This is a genomic window from Faecalibacterium sp. AM43-5AT (assembly GCF_003603345.1).
GTDB classification, from domain to species: domain Bacteria; phylum Bacillota; class Clostridia; order Oscillospirales; family Ruminococcaceae; genus Faecalibacterium; species Faecalibacterium taiwanense.
In genome coordinates this window covers 1-15,395 of sequence record NZ_QVGZ01000022.1, presented here as the reverse complement: position 1 = coordinate 15,395, position 15,395 = coordinate 1, and the positions used below count along the sequence as shown (strand labels likewise).

Genomic DNA, 15,395 nt, shown 5'->3' with positions numbered 1-15,395 from the left:
TGATAAAACTTTTCCTCGTCGATTTTGTAGCCTATGGTTCCCGTACCGCCAGTGCACTTTCCTTTCAAAGCGTTCTCGGTCTGACCACGAATCACCTTTTCGGAAAGTTCTGCGGAATAGTATTCAGCCATACCTTCCAGAAGGGTTTCCACCAGAATGCCCTGTGAGCCCTCGGCAATGGGTTCCATAACGGAGATCAGGTGGACACCGTTCTTTTTCAGGATCATCTTGTAATTTGCGCTATCAAAACGATTCCGGGCAAAGCGGTCAAATTTCCAGACGAGAACAACATCAAACAGTTTCTTGCCGCTGTCTTTGATCATCTGCTGGAACTCCGGACGATTGTCCGTCTTGGCGGAGAGCGCACGGTCGATGTAGTGCTTGATGACCGTGATGCCGTTCTTTTCCGCATAGGCCGTGCATTCCCGAATCTGCCCTTTGATGGATTCTTCACGCTGGTTATCACTGGAATAGCGGGCGTAGATTACGGCGGTCATGCAAACACCCCTTTCACTTCATTCTCCGCAGGCGGCGCACAAGGTCAGATGCACTGTACAGCACACGAGCCACCGACACGGTATCCTCGCCCACGATGTAGAACACCGAGTAGTTGTCCACCAGCATCTGCCGCAGCCCTTGGGTGCGCTCCGGTTCGCTTTCCACCAGCGCACAACGTTCCGGCAGGATGTTCAGCGACTGGATGGCTTCTGCAATACGGTTATACTGCCCCATAGCCGTGTCAGGCTCCAGCAGACGGTCAGCAATGTAGCTGTAAATCTGCTCCATATCGCTGAGGGCTGCACGAGAAATTTTCACGTCATACTGCTTCATCTGTGCTGTTCCCTGAATTGTGCGAATGCGCTTGCGGCATCCACGGTATCACCGTTCTGAATCTCCTTGATGCCTACCTGCAAGGCTGCATGGAGCTGATCATCAGTCATGGTATCAGCGTTCAGAGCCGTAGGAGCTTTCGGCAGGGACAGCGAGAAGGGAATGCCGCCAGTCATGGTAATCTGGCGCAGGTACATATCAATGGCAGTTGCCATCGGGATACCAAGCTGCTTCAGCACATCCTCGGCCTGCTGTTTCACGGTGGGGTTGACACGGAGATTGAGTGTCATCGTTTTTTCCATGGTTATCACCTCAGCTTTATTGTAACGCATTTTACGTCACTTTTCAATAGGGCTTATTGATTTCTGCGGGCTGCACAAAATTTGCCGAAAAATTTTGGTACTTGCCCAGATGGGCACCGTCCCCACCAACTAATTTTAACACTGCGATTCTCGTCCTTTCAATAATTGTTTATTCCTCCCTTCCATTCCGCAAAAAAGCGCAAGGGCGGCCCTCTGCACCCATGCAGACAGCCGCCCTTGGTTTTATGCTGTATTCTGTTTTCTCAATCTCTGAAGATCTTATCCAGTTCCCTTTCCATGGTGCCAGCCTTGGCAAATTCCAGCGTATCCGCCTGACTGATATGGTGGGCGGTGATGCCGTGACCCTTTGTAAAACCCAGAATGTAGCTGATGGCAATGCGGTAGATGATCTCAGTCGGCGCAAGCCCATAGACCTGTTTGGCAAAGATATGCTCCAGCCGGGCGTTGTCGTCCGGAAAAGCCTGCCGCATCTTCTCGCTGCGGTAGAGCCGCTTGACGATCTCCGTAATGTACAGACCAGACTTCATGTAGGGGTCGAGAAAGGTCTTGCCGGGGTCATCGAAGCAGCCGGGGTTTTCCTGCTCCAGCAAATCCACCATCTTTTTCACCACCCACTTGGGGGTAAAGATCTGGTTGGTTTTCTGGGGTGGGATGTAGTCGAAGATATCCGCGGTACGGCTCTCGTCGAAGTAATCCGCCAGCTTGACCTTCAGGTTCAGAAACTCCTTCACCGAGTCATCGAACACCACCGGGTCGAACAGATGACCGGCAAAGTGCTCCTGCTGCCCGGTGGCTTGGTTGAGGTAGGGGCCGCCGTCCCGCAAAAAGCGGAACTGTTCCAGCGTGATGCTGGTGACCTCCTGAAAGACCTTGTCCGGGATGATCCGGTCAAAATTCGCCAGTGTCACGGTCTCGTCGCCGTAGGCCATGAGGAAGGACGGGATGGTGCGGGAGAAGCCCCGGAGGTGGTCGCGGACAGTGTCCTCGTAGCCCTTTTTCTCCTGCTCCTTCTGGTTGGTCTCCACGGTGCGCACGATGGTCTGCTGCATCTCCTGCGCTGTCTGCTGGATGGTGGATTGCAACGTCTCCATCAGGGCGGCGGTGCTCTGCTGCTGCTTTGCGTCAAATTCCCGGTTCACCTGCTGGCGCTGCTGGGCGGTGGTGCAGCTTTGCAGCTGCTGGGTGCGCTTTTCTTCCAACTGGCTCTGGTCGATGCGGTAGTTGTCCACCACCCTGTTCACCGCCACGTCCATCTTGGCTTTGGCGGTACTCTCAAACCGCTTCTGGTCGGACAGCTTCAGGTCCCGACCATACTCCTGCTTTGCCTGCTCCACCATGGGGGTGATGATCTCTTTGGTGATGCTCTTTTTCAGGGGTTCCAGATGCTCTTCTTTGGCAGGAGCCGGGGTATCGGTCAGGTCTTGCAGGGCGGTGTCCAGCGCCGGGGTGCTTTCGTAGATTTTTGCCCCGAACACATCCGCTGCCTTGCCGATGACGTAGCCCTCATCCAAGTCCACCTCGCCCTTGTCGTTCAGGGAGAGGTCTGCGCCGGTGTCCGGGGTGATCTGGATGGGCTTTGCCTTTGCCTCGCTGATAGGCTGGAAGTTTTGCAGAATATCCAGCACCTCCTGCGGCGCACTGAACACGTTGGAAATGTTCTGGAACAGGAAATTGCTCTGGAAGCCCATCCGCACCACTTCTTTGGACTTGATCTTGCGGGGGATGCTGAGGACTTTTTCTGCATCCAGCGGGATCATCTCCCCTTCCTCGTCCTCGCCGATGACCGGGAAGAAATTGAGCAGGGTCTGGATGTGCGCCTTGCGCTCCTCGGTGTCACCCTTGCCGCTGGCGGTGTCCTGTGAAAGGTCGTTGGCGAACCGCTCGTAGATCAGCAGGGTGCGGGCAGGGTCAAAATCGAACACATAGGCGTTCTCTTTGCGGCGGAAGGTGCCGTTTTCGTGGAAAAGGCAGGGGTTCTGGGCACGGAACGCCGCCTGCATATACAGCGCCGGGCTTTTTAGGTTGGAGAGCATCAGCACCGCCGACCACTCCGGGATGGTGACACCGGTGGTCAGCTGCCCCACCGACAGGGTGATGGTCTTTTCGTGGTGGGCGATGGCGGCTTTTACCCGGTCAAAGCTCTTCTGGTTCTCGTCCGTGTCGTCCAGCTTGCCGTCACCGGCGGCTAGGATCACCTCATAGTCCCGGAATACCGGGTGCGCCTGCAGCTTTTTCGCCAGTGCTCTGGCGCTGTCCACCCGGTTCAGCAGCCAGAAGGTGTGCTTCAGTTCGGCACGCAGCTCCGGGGTGGAAAACGGAAATTTGTTCTGGGTGGTCATGGCATCCAGAAAGCGGTCCACCTCGGCTTCGTGCTCAACGCTGCCGCTAGGCTTCACCTTAAAGAACTCGTTCAGGTCAAAGGCAAATTCCTGCGTTTCGCCGTCGATCTCTACACCCTGCCGGATCTCGTCCCGGATGATCTCGGACATCTGGTAGGTGTAGAGGTTGAGCATGGGGAGGTTTGCATAGGGGTTCTGCTGCCCCGGTGCGCCCTGCCAGTTCCGCTTGGCGGCCTGTTCGTCGGCGTAGGTCCAGTTGAAGATGGCATCCCCGGCAAACTTATCGTTCGCCAGTGCCTTGAAGGGCGTGCCGGACAGGTGCAGCGTGAACTTGCGGCGGATGCGGTCAAAGGCAAGGTCGGTCTTGTAGGTGTCCACGCCCTCATGGGCTTCGTCGATGACCAGCACATCCCAGTTCAGCTCGGTCAGGTGGCGCAGCTTGTCGTACTCGCCGCCGAAATACTTGGAGCCTTTCATGTCCTGCAGGCTGACGAACTCAATGCGCTTATACAGTTTCTCGCCCTGCGCGGCGGCATCCAGATAGCCTTGCTCGTCCAGCACATGGGGCTGCCCGGCAAGGGCATCCACATGGCTGACGAAGAGATAGCCGGACTCCCTGCCCAGAAAGCGCACATAGTCGCTGTACCAGCTATTGGCGATGGCCGGGCGGTTGGTAACGATGAGCACCGTCTGTGCATCGACCTGCTTGCAGAAATCGTAGACGGAGAGAGTCTTGCCAAAGCGGGGCTTGGCGTTCCAGAGGTATTCCCCGCCGGGGTGGCTCTGGTAATAGGTCTTGGTGTCGCGGACAGCCCTTGCCTGCTCCTCCCGCAGGGTGTAGGCGATGGCGGCATCCAGCTGTACCCGGCCCCGATTCATGCGGAAATCCTGAAAATACCGCCGGGACTGCTGCCCATCCAGATGGAACCACTCGTTTTTGCGGTCGTTCTCCACCCGGAGCTTGCGGAGATAGGCGTGGAAATCGTGGTCGGTGAACACCTCGCCGCTGCCGTCATCATAGACGGCATTGCCCCGCCACTCCTCATGGTACAGCACATCGGCGGTGTGGGTCTGCTGTTTCAGACGTTTGTCCGCCGACTGCTCGGTGTAGCCGATCTTCGTCCAGCCGTTGTGCCGGGCAATTTCCGGGGTGGTATAGGCGTAGATCATGGGCACCACCTGCCGGGCAGTGCGCAGGGTTATGCCAGCCATTATGCCATCTCCTTTATAATGCTTTGTATGAATGTCACTTCATCAGAAGTTAGTTTATACTTTGAAAACAGTTCTTCATCCGTCCACGCTCTTGAAAAATCCTGAACAGGAACAAAGCCAAACATACCTTTGCTGATATGCTGTGTCATCGCCAAAATCGAAATCAAAAAACGCACAAATCGTGTTTTTAGGTATCTCATATAGTTATCTGCTTCAGCTTCTGTGTCAAATGCTCCTGCAACGAGATACGTTTCTGAACAAACTACTTTCGGCGACTGCTTTTCCATTGTCGAAAGAATGCGGTATTGTCCGTTCTTGTCGGGCTGTCCTGCGTGTTCTGCCGTCAAATATGAAATAATGATTTTATAGCGGTCTATATTTTCTATACCCGTAGAAATCAAACTTCTTTTATATGGGCCTATCCCACCATTAAATCTCAGTTGAATATCTCCTGCTTTGAGCGGTTTCACATTTGTAGCAAGACCAAACGGCTTTCGGCTGGAAACTATCGTATCAAGCGTCTGCTCTCCTTTCAGACGCACCTTCTTAACTATCTCGGCAGCGATTGGATAACGAATAAATGTCGAAAACTCATTCAAATCACGGAATTCGGATGTCTTAACCCCATCTCGGTAATTTATGTAATAGCATTTTCCCTCATGTAACTTAGCCCACACAAAATAGCATACACCACCAGCAACATCCACATTCGGAAAAACATCCAGCGAGTTAGGATAGTCAACGAGTACTGCCATTCGTTTGTCGTTTAACATCTGCTCTCGAAATTTATCCAACCCTTTACCACCAGAATACCATTTTGCTGGAATGATAAAAGACATTGCCGTTGGATTCAATGTCTTTGTTTCCTCAATGAATTTGTTATATACCGGCGTTGCGCTTGCGCCTGAACCTCCATCAACTTCCTGATACGGCGGGTTTCCGATAACATAATCAAACTTCATGCTGGTACTCCCTTCCTGAATGGTTTCAAAGTTCTGGGCGGTTCCATGGCTGCCCTTGCGCCAGTTTTTCACTTTGCAGGATACCGTGGGCGGCTGCGGCTCTGCCGCTCCGAACATGGAAAAGAGGTCAAGCTGTTCTGCCTCCGGCTGAGGCTTGCCGCCGGGCACAGACAGGTGCAAGCCGTCCATCTGCCACAGGTTCCAGCTGATGATGGTGGCGATAGGCTGTAACTCTTCTTTTGTGGGTTTGCGCTGCCAGCGTGCTTGCAGATGCTCTGCATAGGTCAGCAGAAGGTTGACCCGTGCCAGCAAAAGGTTATCACCCTGATACTCGTAGCCGTAGGTGGACTGCACCGCATGGGTGGCATATTTGCGCCACTCGTCCTCGGTGGCGGCGTTCTCGCTTACCACCCGCAGCTTGCGGTCCAGAATGCCAATGCGCCGGGCTACCGGGATCATCTCGCCGGTGGCGGCATCGTAGCGAGACGCCAGAAAGGGGGCTTCGCCGCAGGTCACCTCCAAGCGGCGGCTCTGCACATACTGCACCCATGCCGGGGTCTTGCCCTTGCAAGCCGGGAACTGCACTGGCGTTTCCACCGTCTGCCAGCCTTGGGGCAGCTCCACCGTGAACTGCCCGGCGCTCTCCTCTGCCCCCAGCCCACGGAACCAGTCGGCATCCAGTGCGTTATTCATCTTGTTGCAGACCCATGCGGGGCTGAACACCTCGCCTTTTTTGCGGGTGCGCTGCTGCTGGGTATCGGTCTGCTTCATCATCCGGGGCAGCACCACCTCGTAGTGGGTCAGCCCAAGCTGCTGGGTGGTGATCTGGGATCTATCCGTCACCGGCTCGTACATTACCGTTTGCAGTTCCTCCGGCGGGTCGGTGGCCCAGATGATGTTCTTGCCGGTAGATTTATCTTTTAGTAGCGTATCCAGCACCGCCTGCACTTCCGGTGCTTGAAAGTCGATCAGTTGTTCCAACGGGGATTCCCTCGCTTTGCCTTAGCGTTGCGACGGAAGTAGTATTTTTGTACTAGTTCCGTCCTATACTAGTATTATGCAGCTACTTTTTGCCTTGTCTAGTATTGTACAGCCACTTTTCGTCAAAAGTAGGAGTGATTCATATACTAGTAGTAAGGAAAGGTGGTCAAGCTATGCTTGGGGAACGATTGGCAGAACTCCGCAAACTAAATGATGACACACAGCAGACTCTTGCGGACAAACTTGGTATTTCCGTTTGGTCTGTCCGTGCGTGGGAACAGGGAAAGAGCTACCCCTTCAGCAATGTGCTGCTTGCCATCTGCAAGCTCTACGGCACCTCCGCCGACTACCTTCTGGGCCTGACCGACATCGACCCCTCGGACGAAGCCCGCAAACAGCGCCAGCGCCTGACCGAAGAAGAACAGAACGAGATGCACCGCTACGAAGAATATCTGCTCTGGAAACGCAAAAAATAAGCCGCCCAGCGACCTTACGGTCTCGCTGGGCGGCTTATTTCGCCTCTTGACAAATACGTAAAGTACGTATACAATGAAGATGTAATCCTGAAGGAAAGGAGGGGCGCTCACCATGCCGATGACTCCCAAGCAAATGATTCGCTTGCTGGAGCAGAACGGCTTTGTTTTAGTCAGTGCAAATGGGTCACACTACAAGTACCATAACCCAACTACCAACAAAACCACTGTCGTTCCATTTCACGCAAAGGATCTGAAGCCCGGCACCGAGAAAAACATTCTCAAATTAGCCGGACTCAAAAAGTAAGAATATGACGATTGTAGACTTCATATTCTGAAACTGCGAAGCACTGCATAGACTATTCTACAATTTCCAACCAATAATGTCGGCCTGTTAAGTAAAGGTACATTGATTGTTTGTTAAATTATAAAAGGTGAGGTCACATTATGAACGCTATTTTCTATCCTGCAATTTTTCACCCGGAAGAAACCGGGTACTCTGTTGAGATCCCCGATATTGAGGGGTGCTTCACCCAAGGCGACACCATGGACGAGTCTGTCCGCATGGCACAGGATGCCATTGGCCTTATGCTGGAAGATTGCAAAGTCTGCCCAGAGCCTTCTGTCCCTTCTGCACTCCACGTTGACCCGGAAGATTTTGTGGTGATGGTGCCTTTCGATATGGAAGAGTACGAAAAGCGGTACAGACCCGTAAAGAAAACCCTTTCCATTCCCGGCTGGCTCAACGATGCCGCTGAAGCGGCACACATCAATTTTTCCGGCGTCCTTCAGGATGCGCTGAAAGAGAAACTCCATTTGGCGTAATAGCAAATCTGTTAATTGGTTAAGTTAGATTGATAAAGTGGAGGAAGTAAACATGGATACAAATCAGTTGATGATACCTGTATATATTAATGAAAAAATAGTTTTGGATATGCTTGCAATTATTGAAGATGGCTTTTCTACAGTAAGCCAAGTAAGCTATACCGAGCATAAGGAAAACAACAACACGCAAAAGCTTGAAGCAGGAGCTTCTACATCTGCAACAATTTTGAGTAAATTACTCAAAATTGATCTGAAGGGAGAACTATCCCATTCGGGAAACCATGGAGAAAACGAAAATACAACCAAGGAAAAAGTTCATACCAATGTCTCTTTGCTGTCTAAATTTCGGACATTTCTAGTTGATAAAAGAATTCTGAAGTCGGGGTTTGATATTGAAAGTATAAAAATCGGTGATTTTATTGAAATAGAAGGGGAGCTTCAAAAGAATCCGTTAATAGATTGTATGGATATTTTTGTAGACGTGCTTCGGATGGCTGATATTTTTGCTGAAAAGCCTCAACTGGGTGGGAAAGCACAGGCAAGGATCCAAAAACAACAAGAAGATGAAACTGTCAAGAAAATCAAATCTTTTGCCAACGAACTTAAACATAGCGGAACAATAGACTTCATCCTGTCTGATTCTGCGGGAACTGTTGTTTTATCTGCTCAGGAACAATATCTGTCAAATGATAATATTTCTGAAATTCTTGGTGGACACTTCAAGGTCCTCGGAAAAGTTATAACCATTTGCAAAGACAAAAATGAAAACATCGACCTTCTAAGAAAGACATCTCTATCTATTTTTCCGAGTGAACTTCTTTCAGAAATGCTTTCCGGTTTTCAGAATGACGATATAGCGCAGTATAATATACCTGAGGTGAAGACCAAGATATCTGGTCCTGCTGTAATGGTCATTCCTATTGCTATTTATGTATAATTGAAAAATAGCTAAAGTAAAACGGATGACCTACCGTGAAGATGTAGAAGATGTAATATGTGGGTAATATACATTTCTATCTGGTTAGCTGTTCGATAACAAACAATCTTAAAAACTCCCACGATCTACAAGCACCCACATGCTTGTAAATCGTGGGAGTTCTCTTTATATCATCTTAAAATACTTCAACGCTTCCACAATAGCGTCCTCTTTTTCCTTCGGACACATGGGCTGTTTGGCGTTTTCGGATTTTGGCTTATTGTAATTTTCCCGCTCGCAGCACCTTATTTTTTGATTCAATAGTCCTACTTTCTCCACTTTACTGCCATAAATTTTTCAAATCCCTCTTGACGATTTTCACATATAGTGGTATTTTTCTTGTAAATCCCACTGATTTTGTGGAGTAGCCTGAATCTCTCCACAAAATATGGTTGTGTTCATTTTGAACACAACCACAGGAAGTGGTGGTTCTCATCGTGATAACCACCACTTTCAGTGGATGATTGCCCAGAAAGAGCATACCGCCCCGCAACACACCCGATTCATTTTGCCGCCGATTCACCCGACAAAATCATCGCTGCGCTGCGTGGGCGGTATTTTTCTTTTCCGGGGAAGATTGCACCTTGAAAATTTCATGAGCCGTCCGAACGTGATACCGGCTTTCCAGCCAACGCCGCTGCAAAACAGGGGCAGGAACTTCGTTCGGAGCAAACGGCGACCTCCTTACATGAGCAGCACAACTTCTACTTATTTTTGCGCCTTAACAATTCGGAAACATTTGTCGAAAGATGATTTTGAGCGCAGCGGTAGATGGCAAGAACCGTCCCGTGGCCACAAATTTTCAATTCTTGAAAATGTTCTGTCCATCCGGGACTTCACTTCTCAAACTCTTGCGAGTTTGAGAAGTGATCTTGTTGGGGCGTGCCTGCCCCAAACCCTGCTCATCATTCATGCCTTGCGGCACGAATGGAACGGCGTGTCGTGCTTACATAACTTCACCGAGGAGTTATCGAACAGACAGGAGGCACAATGACCAAAACGAATGTTCAACCGATTCCTAGCAATTCCCAGCACCACGACACGCCGAACAACAAAACGCACGTCATCAAGTTCCGTGTGACAGCGGAGGAAAAAACGTCACTGGAACTCACTTGCAAACTCCTGAATCTCTCCCTCTCCACTTTTATCCGCCGTGCCATCCACAACGTCAAGATCGAGAAAACAGTCATCGTTGCCGGCGGCGGAGAAGAAACCTTGACCGCCGTTTCCACCCTGCTTGCCCAGTGCAGCAAGGTGGGCACCAACCTCAACCAGCTTGCAAGGCACTTCAACTCCGGCGGCGCAGACACCGAACAACTGCGGGCGAAACTCCTTGACGAACTTGCAGACCTGACCGCATTCCGGCTCCACGCCGAGAAAGTTCTGGGTGAACTGTATGGCAACGCTCAAGCATATCGCCTCAGTCACAAGGGCAACTGCGTTGTTCAACCATAAACCGCATATTTGCGACATACAATTCGATGTTGTTGCCAACGATTTGAACAATCGAATTGTAATAAAAATTCGGACTATTCCGCCATCGAAGCGTACCTCGTTTACCAGCACGATGAATTTTCCGGCAAGGTAATTCTGGACAAGCAAGGCCGACCCATGCTGCGAGAATCGTACATCCTCGACACCCTTGAGTGCGGCAATTTCTCGTTCGCAACGGCCTGTCTGCTGGCAAACCGCAAGTATGGCAAGAACACCCAACGCGATGATATTAAGAGCCACCAATATATCATCAGCTTTGACCCCAGAGATGCAGCCGACAACGGGCTGACCATGGAAAAGGCACAGGCACTTGGCCTGAAATTCTGTAAAGAAAACTTTCCCGGTCACCCTGCCATCGTCTGCACTCACCCGGATGGGCATAACCATTCGGGAAATATCCATGTCCACATCGTGATCGGCAGCATCCGAACACGGGAAGTGGAACGTAAGCCCTATATGCAGAAGCCCCGCGACTGGCTAGAGGGCATGAAACACTCCAGCACAGCCCAGACCATGCGGCATTTGCGTGTCGAGGTCATGGAGCTGTGCGAAGGTGCCGGACTGTACCAGATCGACCTGCTCAACGGCTCGAAAGAACGTGTCAGCGAGGCCAAGTATTGGGCAAGACGGCGTGGGCAGCAGAAATTTGACCGTAAAAACGCAGCCCTCACCGCAGTCGGACAGCCGCCCAAGCAGAAGAAGTTTGAAACCGTGAAAGTCGCTTGTCGGGGCGAGGCCCCTCCATTTGCTGCACAAACCGCTCGGTCACTCAAAAGCCCCACTGGGGCTTTTGTTGCTTCGCAAACGCGAACCTTGCGGAAACAGATTTCTTCGGTGCTGTACCGTGCCACCAGCTTTGAAGATTTTTCCAACAGGCTCATGCAGCAGCACGGCATTGCCGTCAAGGAAAGCCGTGGGCAGCTCAGCTATCTGCCCTCTGGCAGAACAAAGTTTATCCGGGCGAAACATCTCGGTGACAAGTTTGAGAAAGGACTCGTGCTTGCCACCTTACAAGAAAATGCTGAGCGCAAACGCGCTGTCCAACCCAAGCCTGACCGCATTGGGAAACTGGTCGATATTCAGGCGAAGCTGAAACAGGGCAAGGGCATCGGCTACGAGCGTTGGGCGAAGAAGCACAATCTCAAAGCCATTTCGCAGACTTTGATTCTCTTGCAGGAAAAAGGTCTGCTCAACGAGGACGCACTCGACCGGCGCATTGAAGAACTGCAATCGCAGTATGACCATGCAAAGGAAGTCGTGCTTGACCTCGATGCCCGCATGAAATCCACTCGCAAATTGTTGGAGCAGGTGGCAGCTTACAACAACACCAAGAACATCGCACAGCAGTTAAAGACTGCCAAACGACCCGCAGTCTTTGAGGAGCAGCATCGTGCAGAGCTGACAGCGTACCGGGCGGCAGCAGCCTATTTCAAGGCAAACGACATCACCAAGCTGCCCAGCCCGAAAAAGCTGGAAGCCGAGTATGCGCTGCTGGCATCCGAAAAGGCAAAGTTCTACGAGCAGTACAAGGAAGCCAAGGAAGAACTGCTCAAACTGAAAACCGCAAAGCAGAATGTTGCGTCCTTTTTCCGGGAGGAAGAACCGGCGCAGCAGGAGAGATAAAGGAGTGTGCGTATGATCAATCTGAAAATCGACCCGGAGTTCCAGTCCCAGATCCCTCCACTGACCGATGATGAATTCAAGCAGCTTGAAGAAAATATCCTCAAAGAGGGCAAGCTGCTCTCTCCTTTGATCGTTTGGAACAACACCCTTGTTGACGGCCACAATCGTTATGCAATTCTCCAGAAGCACCCCGAAATCTATTTCTCGACTATGCCGCTCCCGTTTAAAAGCAGAGAAGAAGTCCTCGCATGGATCTGCAAGAATCAGTTGGGGCGGCGTAATCTGACCCCGGAGCAGAAGAAGTTCCTTATGGGGAAGCAGTATTCCTCTGAAAAGCATACCGAAGCATTTCGCGGCAATCAGCATACCGCAAAGAAATCTGGCAGTGTTCAATCTGAACACAACCAGAAGCCCATGAAAACCTGTGAGCGCATTGCACAGGAAAATCACAGCAGCGCAAGTTCAGTCCGCCGGGCAGAATACTATGCACACGGCGTTGATGTTGCGGATGAACTGTCTCCCGGTTTCCGTGATCGGTTCTTCCGTGAGGAACTGCACATTCCCGATTATCTTCTCGAAAATCTCGGCAAGGCCAAGCCCGAAGAACAGGCTGAAATTTTTGAGGAAATCAAGAATTATGTGCCGAAGCCGAAGAAAGTCAAGCCTAACAAAGTAACGGTGAAGCAGGCAGAGAAAGCCGCCAGCAACACCATTGATGAAAGCTATGATGTTCCCCAAAAGTTTCTCGAACTGTACTACCGGCTCCACAATGCTGAATCTCTCATGCGAAAGAGTTGGGAAGTTACGTTCGACTTGAACCCGAAACTTCTTACGCATCCGGAACAGGTCAAAGTTCTTCGCTTTGCCCTGAAGCCTCATCTTGAATTTTTGAAAACGCTGGATGAAGTTCTTGCAGAATCCAGCGATGAATCCTCTAAAACGGCATAACGACAGGCACTTGTAAGCCATCAACGGGCCACCAGCCGCAAGTGCAGGGCGGAAACCATCCGCGCCCCTGCGCCTGATAAAAATTGAAACTTTGATTTTCTCGCCCGACTTTGCCACGGTGGGACGATCAAAGGAGCGTGCGTTTGAACAAAAAGAAAAAGTCTACAAACTCTTCCCCCTATCCCGATGAAGTCATTGACCGTCTGGCACGGGCATTCTACCCGGCCATCCTTGCCTGCTGGAACAGCGAGGAAGGGCAAAGAGAATTTGCTGCATGGCAGGCAGAACAGGCTCATCTTGCAGGAAAAGAAAAACAGGAAGTTCCCGCCGGGGAACTCCCTGTTGTACATATCGCTATTGTCTGTGGCTTTTGGCAGGGTGCGTCCGGGTGCTGGGTATTCGTAAAACAGTTTTCGAGAAATGACACGGCAACTGCCTGTCAGGATTGGTTACGAGTACCCGGCTAGGCCGAGGAAGCATCAAGTCCCATGTCCGCACCGTCAAGGTATTGGATATGGGACTTTTTGCATTTCAGGAACGTGTACACCTCTGGAAAGGTGTAACACACTAGACTTTGTAGCAAAGTTGTGTGCCAAGGGTGCTGCGCCCCTTAGAATCCCTGCTCACATCGCCTGTGGGCGATGTGGATTCGCCGCACAGAAAGCTCTCACAAAAGGCACACCCGGCTGTCTGCGGCGAGGAGAAGGCACTTCTGCGGAAGTGTAATAACCCACTATGACACTTTCATCCCTGTGGTCTGCAAAGTGTAGTGGGCTCTCCGAGGGGGAACGGCTGTATAGAGTGCGTTTCGGGCAAATCGCCGCATACGTGTATACGGAAGATGGGTACGCACGTACGCAGTAAATCGGCCAAGTTCTCCCATGTAGAGGGTGTAATTTCGATAAAGAACGTGGTATAATTGACTCAACAAATCGATTTGTGGAGGCGATTATTTATGAAAAAAGAAACCAAGAAATCTATCTTATTCTATGCAGCTTCTGCTCTGTTATATATGGCTTCACTTATTAGCTTCATAAGTGGAAATGATAATTCTATGGCTGTTGTATGGTTGTGTCTTGGTTCATCATTTCTTTGCCTTGGCTCGACGCATCTTTGTTTAGGTTTGTCTCGTAAGAAAAAGGGAAACGACAAAACCGATGCAAGCAATAAATAAATTCCTAGTATATCGCACTCACTCCTAAGCAGGGTTTGGGGCAGGCACGCCCCAACAAGAAGCTGTCCCAAAAGGGCAAGAATTTTCAAGAATTGAAAATTTGTGGCCACGGGACGATTCTTGCTCTCACGAAAACCCATATTTTTTGAAAAAACGCTTTCCGCAGCCAAAGGAGGATGCACCATGAAAAAAGAGATCGAAGCCTTTGTCAACGCAGCCAACGAGCAGGAGTTGGAAGCCGCATGGAACAACCTCTCGGCAGAGGAACAGCGAGTTTTCGAGCAACTCATGGAGGAAGACTCACCCGAAGATGCACTGGCATTTTTCGCCCAGCTGTATGACGATGCCCCGAAAGAGCAGACCAGCGAGACTGTGAGCATCTCCGAAAATGAAATCTATTTCAAGCGGAAGCCCTTGACCGAAGAGCAGAAGAAACACGGCTCTTATGTGGACGAGAACGGCAACCTCCATGTCAAGAACCTGTCCGCTTTCTGGATTCCGGAACTGACCACCACGGAGAAAGTCGGCCACACCACCTACACCGTGACCGGCAGCTATGAGGGCAAGGAATCCTTTTTGAAGAAGCTGGAGCGCATTGTTGCCAAGAACGCCCAGCAAAAATTTGAAGATGAGGGTGCAGACGAATGACAACTGCGCCCAATTCTGCTATACTTGACCCGGTAACCAATCCTGTACTGACAGTTGCTCCACAGAGTAAGGAGGACACAACAATGTCTGGAGCAACGAATAAGATCACTGCACTTTACTGCCGGCTGTCGCAAGAGGACGCACGGCTCGGCGAAAGCCTGTCCATTGAGAACCAGAAGGCCATCCTTCTGGAATACGCCAAAAAGAACCACTTCCCGAACCCGGTATTCTTTGTGGATGATGGCTACTCCGGCACGAGCTATGACCGTCCCGGCTTCCAGAGTATGCTGACCGAGATCGAAGCGGGACATATAGGAATCGTTATCACGAAGGATTTGTCCCGACTGGGACGCAATTCTGCCTTGACAGGTCTGTACACAAACTTCACTTTTCCCCAGTGTGGCGTTCGCTACATTGCCATTAACGACAACTACGACACCATTGACCCAAACAGCGTAAACAACGATTTTGCGGGCATTAAGAACTGGTTCAACGAGTTTTACGCCCGTGATACCAGCCGCAAGATTCGGGCTGTTCAGAAGGCCAAGGGAGAGCGTGGAGTACCGCTGACGGTCAATGTGCCGTA

General features: G+C 51.0%; 17 protein-coding genes. 12 read left to right on the top strand and 5 right to left on the bottom strand.

Annotation, left to right across the window (positions count from 1 at the left end; all coding sequences use genetic code 11):
* The 5 genes from DW937_RS14300 to DW937_RS14980 all read right to left on the bottom strand — a co-directional run.
* Positions 1-497, bottom strand: a 497-nt coding sequence (locus DW937_RS14300) for a recombinase family protein (protein WP_133300987.1), incomplete at its 3' end; no start/stop codon positions are given.
* Positions 498-510: 13 nt separating this feature from the next.
* Positions 511-831 (bottom strand): type II toxin-antitoxin system RelE/ParE family toxin, encoded by a 321-nt coding sequence (locus DW937_RS14295; RefSeq protein ID WP_055192261.1) that lies wholly within the window; start codon positions 829-831, stop codon positions 511-513.
* Entirely contained in the window at positions 828-1,133 is a 306-nt protein-coding gene (locus DW937_RS14290) for a type II toxin-antitoxin system RelB/DinJ family antitoxin (RefSeq protein ID WP_097777721.1), read from the bottom strand. The genes DW937_RS14295 and DW937_RS14290 overlap by 4 nt, the downstream gene beginning before the upstream one ends.
* 263 nt (positions 1,134-1,396) lie before the next feature.
* On the bottom strand, positions 1,397-4,705 hold the full coding sequence (locus DW937_RS14285) for a DEAD/DEAH box helicase family protein (protein ID WP_120121457.1): 3,309 nt from the start codon (positions 4,703-4,705) through the stop codon (positions 1,397-1,399).
* On the bottom strand, positions 4,705-6,648 hold the full coding sequence (locus tag DW937_RS14980) for an Eco57I restriction-modification methylase domain-containing protein (RefSeq protein WP_165852952.1): 1,944 nt from the start codon (positions 6,646-6,648) through the stop codon (positions 4,705-4,707). Before DW937_RS14980 ends, DW937_RS14285 begins: the two co-directional genes overlap by 1 nt.
* A gap of 173 nt (positions 6,649-6,821) precedes the next feature.
* Here DW937_RS14980 and DW937_RS14275 point away from each other — a divergent pair, with 173 nt between their 5' ends.
* The 12 genes from DW937_RS14275 to DW937_RS14210 form a co-directional block, all read left to right on the top strand.
* Complete coding sequence (locus tag DW937_RS14275; RefSeq protein ID WP_120121454.1) at positions 6,822-7,124, top strand: helix-turn-helix transcriptional regulator; 303 nt, start codon at positions 6,822-6,824, stop codon at positions 7,122-7,124.
* 112 nt (positions 7,125-7,236) lie between these two features.
* The gene (locus tag DW937_RS14270; protein ID WP_112114942.1) at positions 7,237-7,428 is read left to right on the top strand and encodes a type II toxin-antitoxin system HicA family toxin; all 192 of its coding nucleotides are present in this window, start codon (positions 7,237-7,239) and stop codon (positions 7,426-7,428) included.
* 140 nt (positions 7,429-7,568) lie between these two features.
* On the top strand, positions 7,569-7,946 hold the full coding sequence (locus DW937_RS14265; RefSeq protein WP_120121452.1) for a type II toxin-antitoxin system HicB family antitoxin: 378 nt from the start codon (positions 7,569-7,571) through the stop codon (positions 7,944-7,946).
* Positions 7,947-7,998: 52 nt separating this feature from the next.
* A complete protein-coding gene (locus tag DW937_RS14260; RefSeq protein WP_120121450.1) occupies positions 7,999-8,883 on the top strand; it encodes a hypothetical protein in 885 nt (294 codons plus the stop codon).
* Between the two features lie 442 nt (positions 8,884-9,325).
* Positions 9,326-9,916 carry a hypothetical protein gene (locus tag DW937_RS14975; protein WP_165852951.1) on the top strand — a complete coding sequence of 197 codons (591 nt, stop codon included), beginning with the start codon at positions 9,326-9,328 and terminating at the stop codon, positions 9,914-9,916.
* Positions 9,913-10,377 carry a plasmid mobilization relaxosome protein MobC gene (mobC, locus tag DW937_RS14240; protein ID WP_120121447.1) on the top strand — a complete coding sequence of 155 codons (465 nt, stop codon included), beginning with the start codon at positions 9,913-9,915 and terminating at the stop codon, positions 10,375-10,377. Before DW937_RS14975 ends, mobC begins: the two co-directional genes overlap by 4 nt.
* 156 nt (positions 10,378-10,533) lie before the next feature.
* Positions 10,534-12,039 carry a relaxase/mobilization nuclease domain-containing protein gene (locus DW937_RS14235; protein ID WP_243111503.1) on the top strand — a complete coding sequence of 502 codons (1,506 nt, stop codon included), beginning with the start codon at positions 10,534-10,536 and terminating at the stop codon, positions 12,037-12,039.
* A 12-nt stretch (positions 12,040-12,051) separates the two neighbouring features.
* Positions 12,052-12,987 (top strand): hypothetical protein, encoded by a 936-nt coding sequence (locus DW937_RS14230; protein WP_120121444.1) that lies wholly within the window; start codon positions 12,052-12,054, stop codon positions 12,985-12,987.
* 137 nt (positions 12,988-13,124) lie between these two features.
* On the top strand, positions 13,125-13,454 hold the full coding sequence (locus tag DW937_RS15085; protein ID WP_243111502.1) for a transposase: 330 nt from the start codon (positions 13,125-13,127) through the stop codon (positions 13,452-13,454).
* Between the two features lie 488 nt (positions 13,455-13,942).
* Complete coding sequence (locus tag DW937_RS14220) at positions 13,943-14,161, top strand: hypothetical protein (RefSeq protein ID WP_080545308.1); 219 nt, start codon at positions 13,943-13,945, stop codon at positions 14,159-14,161.
* A gap of 183 nt (positions 14,162-14,344) precedes the next feature.
* On the top strand, positions 14,345-14,809 hold the full coding sequence (locus DW937_RS14215) for a hypothetical protein (RefSeq protein WP_097774989.1): 465 nt from the start codon (positions 14,345-14,347) through the stop codon (positions 14,807-14,809).
* Positions 14,810-14,892: 83 nt separating this feature from the next.
* On the top strand, positions 14,893-15,395 hold a 503-nt coding region (locus DW937_RS14210), incomplete at its 3' end, for a recombinase family protein (protein WP_243111501.1).

Excerpts from the sequence above, each read along its gene's own strand:
- DW937_RS14220 (WP_080545308.1), top strand. The coding sequence starts at position 13,943 with ATGAAAAAAGAAACCAAGAAATCTATCTTATTCTATGCAGCTTCTGCT.
- DW937_RS14260 (WP_120121450.1), top strand. The coding sequence starts at position 7,999 with ATGGATACAAATCAGTTGATGATACCTGTATATATTAATGAAAAAATA.
- DW937_RS14285 (WP_120121457.1), bottom strand. The coding sequence starts at position 4,705 with ATGGCTGGCATAACCCTGCGCACTGCCCGGCAGGTGGTGCCCATGATC.
- DW937_RS14295 (WP_055192261.1), bottom strand. The coding sequence starts at position 831 with ATGAAGCAGTATGACGTGAAAATTTCTCGTGCAGCCCTCAGCGATATG.
- DW937_RS14265 (WP_120121452.1), top strand. The coding sequence starts at position 7,569 with ATGAACGCTATTTTCTATCCTGCAATTTTTCACCCGGAAGAAACCGGG.
- DW937_RS14275 (WP_120121454.1), top strand. The coding sequence starts at position 6,822 with ATGCTTGGGGAACGATTGGCAGAACTCCGCAAACTAAATGATGACACA.
- DW937_RS14230 (WP_120121444.1), top strand. The coding sequence starts at position 12,052 with ATGATCAATCTGAAAATCGACCCGGAGTTCCAGTCCCAGATCCCTCCA.
- DW937_RS14270 (WP_112114942.1), top strand. The coding sequence starts at position 7,237 with ATGCCGATGACTCCCAAGCAAATGATTCGCTTGCTGGAGCAGAACGGC.
- DW937_RS14235 (WP_243111503.1), top strand. The coding sequence starts at position 10,534 with ATGCTGCGAGAATCGTACATCCTCGACACCCTTGAGTGCGGCAATTTC.
- DW937_RS14215 (WP_097774989.1), top strand. The coding sequence starts at position 14,345 with ATGAAAAAAGAGATCGAAGCCTTTGTCAACGCAGCCAACGAGCAGGAG.
- mobC (WP_120121447.1), top strand. The coding sequence starts at position 9,913 with ATGACCAAAACGAATGTTCAACCGATTCCTAGCAATTCCCAGCACCAC.
- DW937_RS14290 (WP_097777721.1), bottom strand. The coding sequence starts at position 1,133 with ATGGAAAAAACGATGACACTCAATCTCCGTGTCAACCCCACCGTGAAA.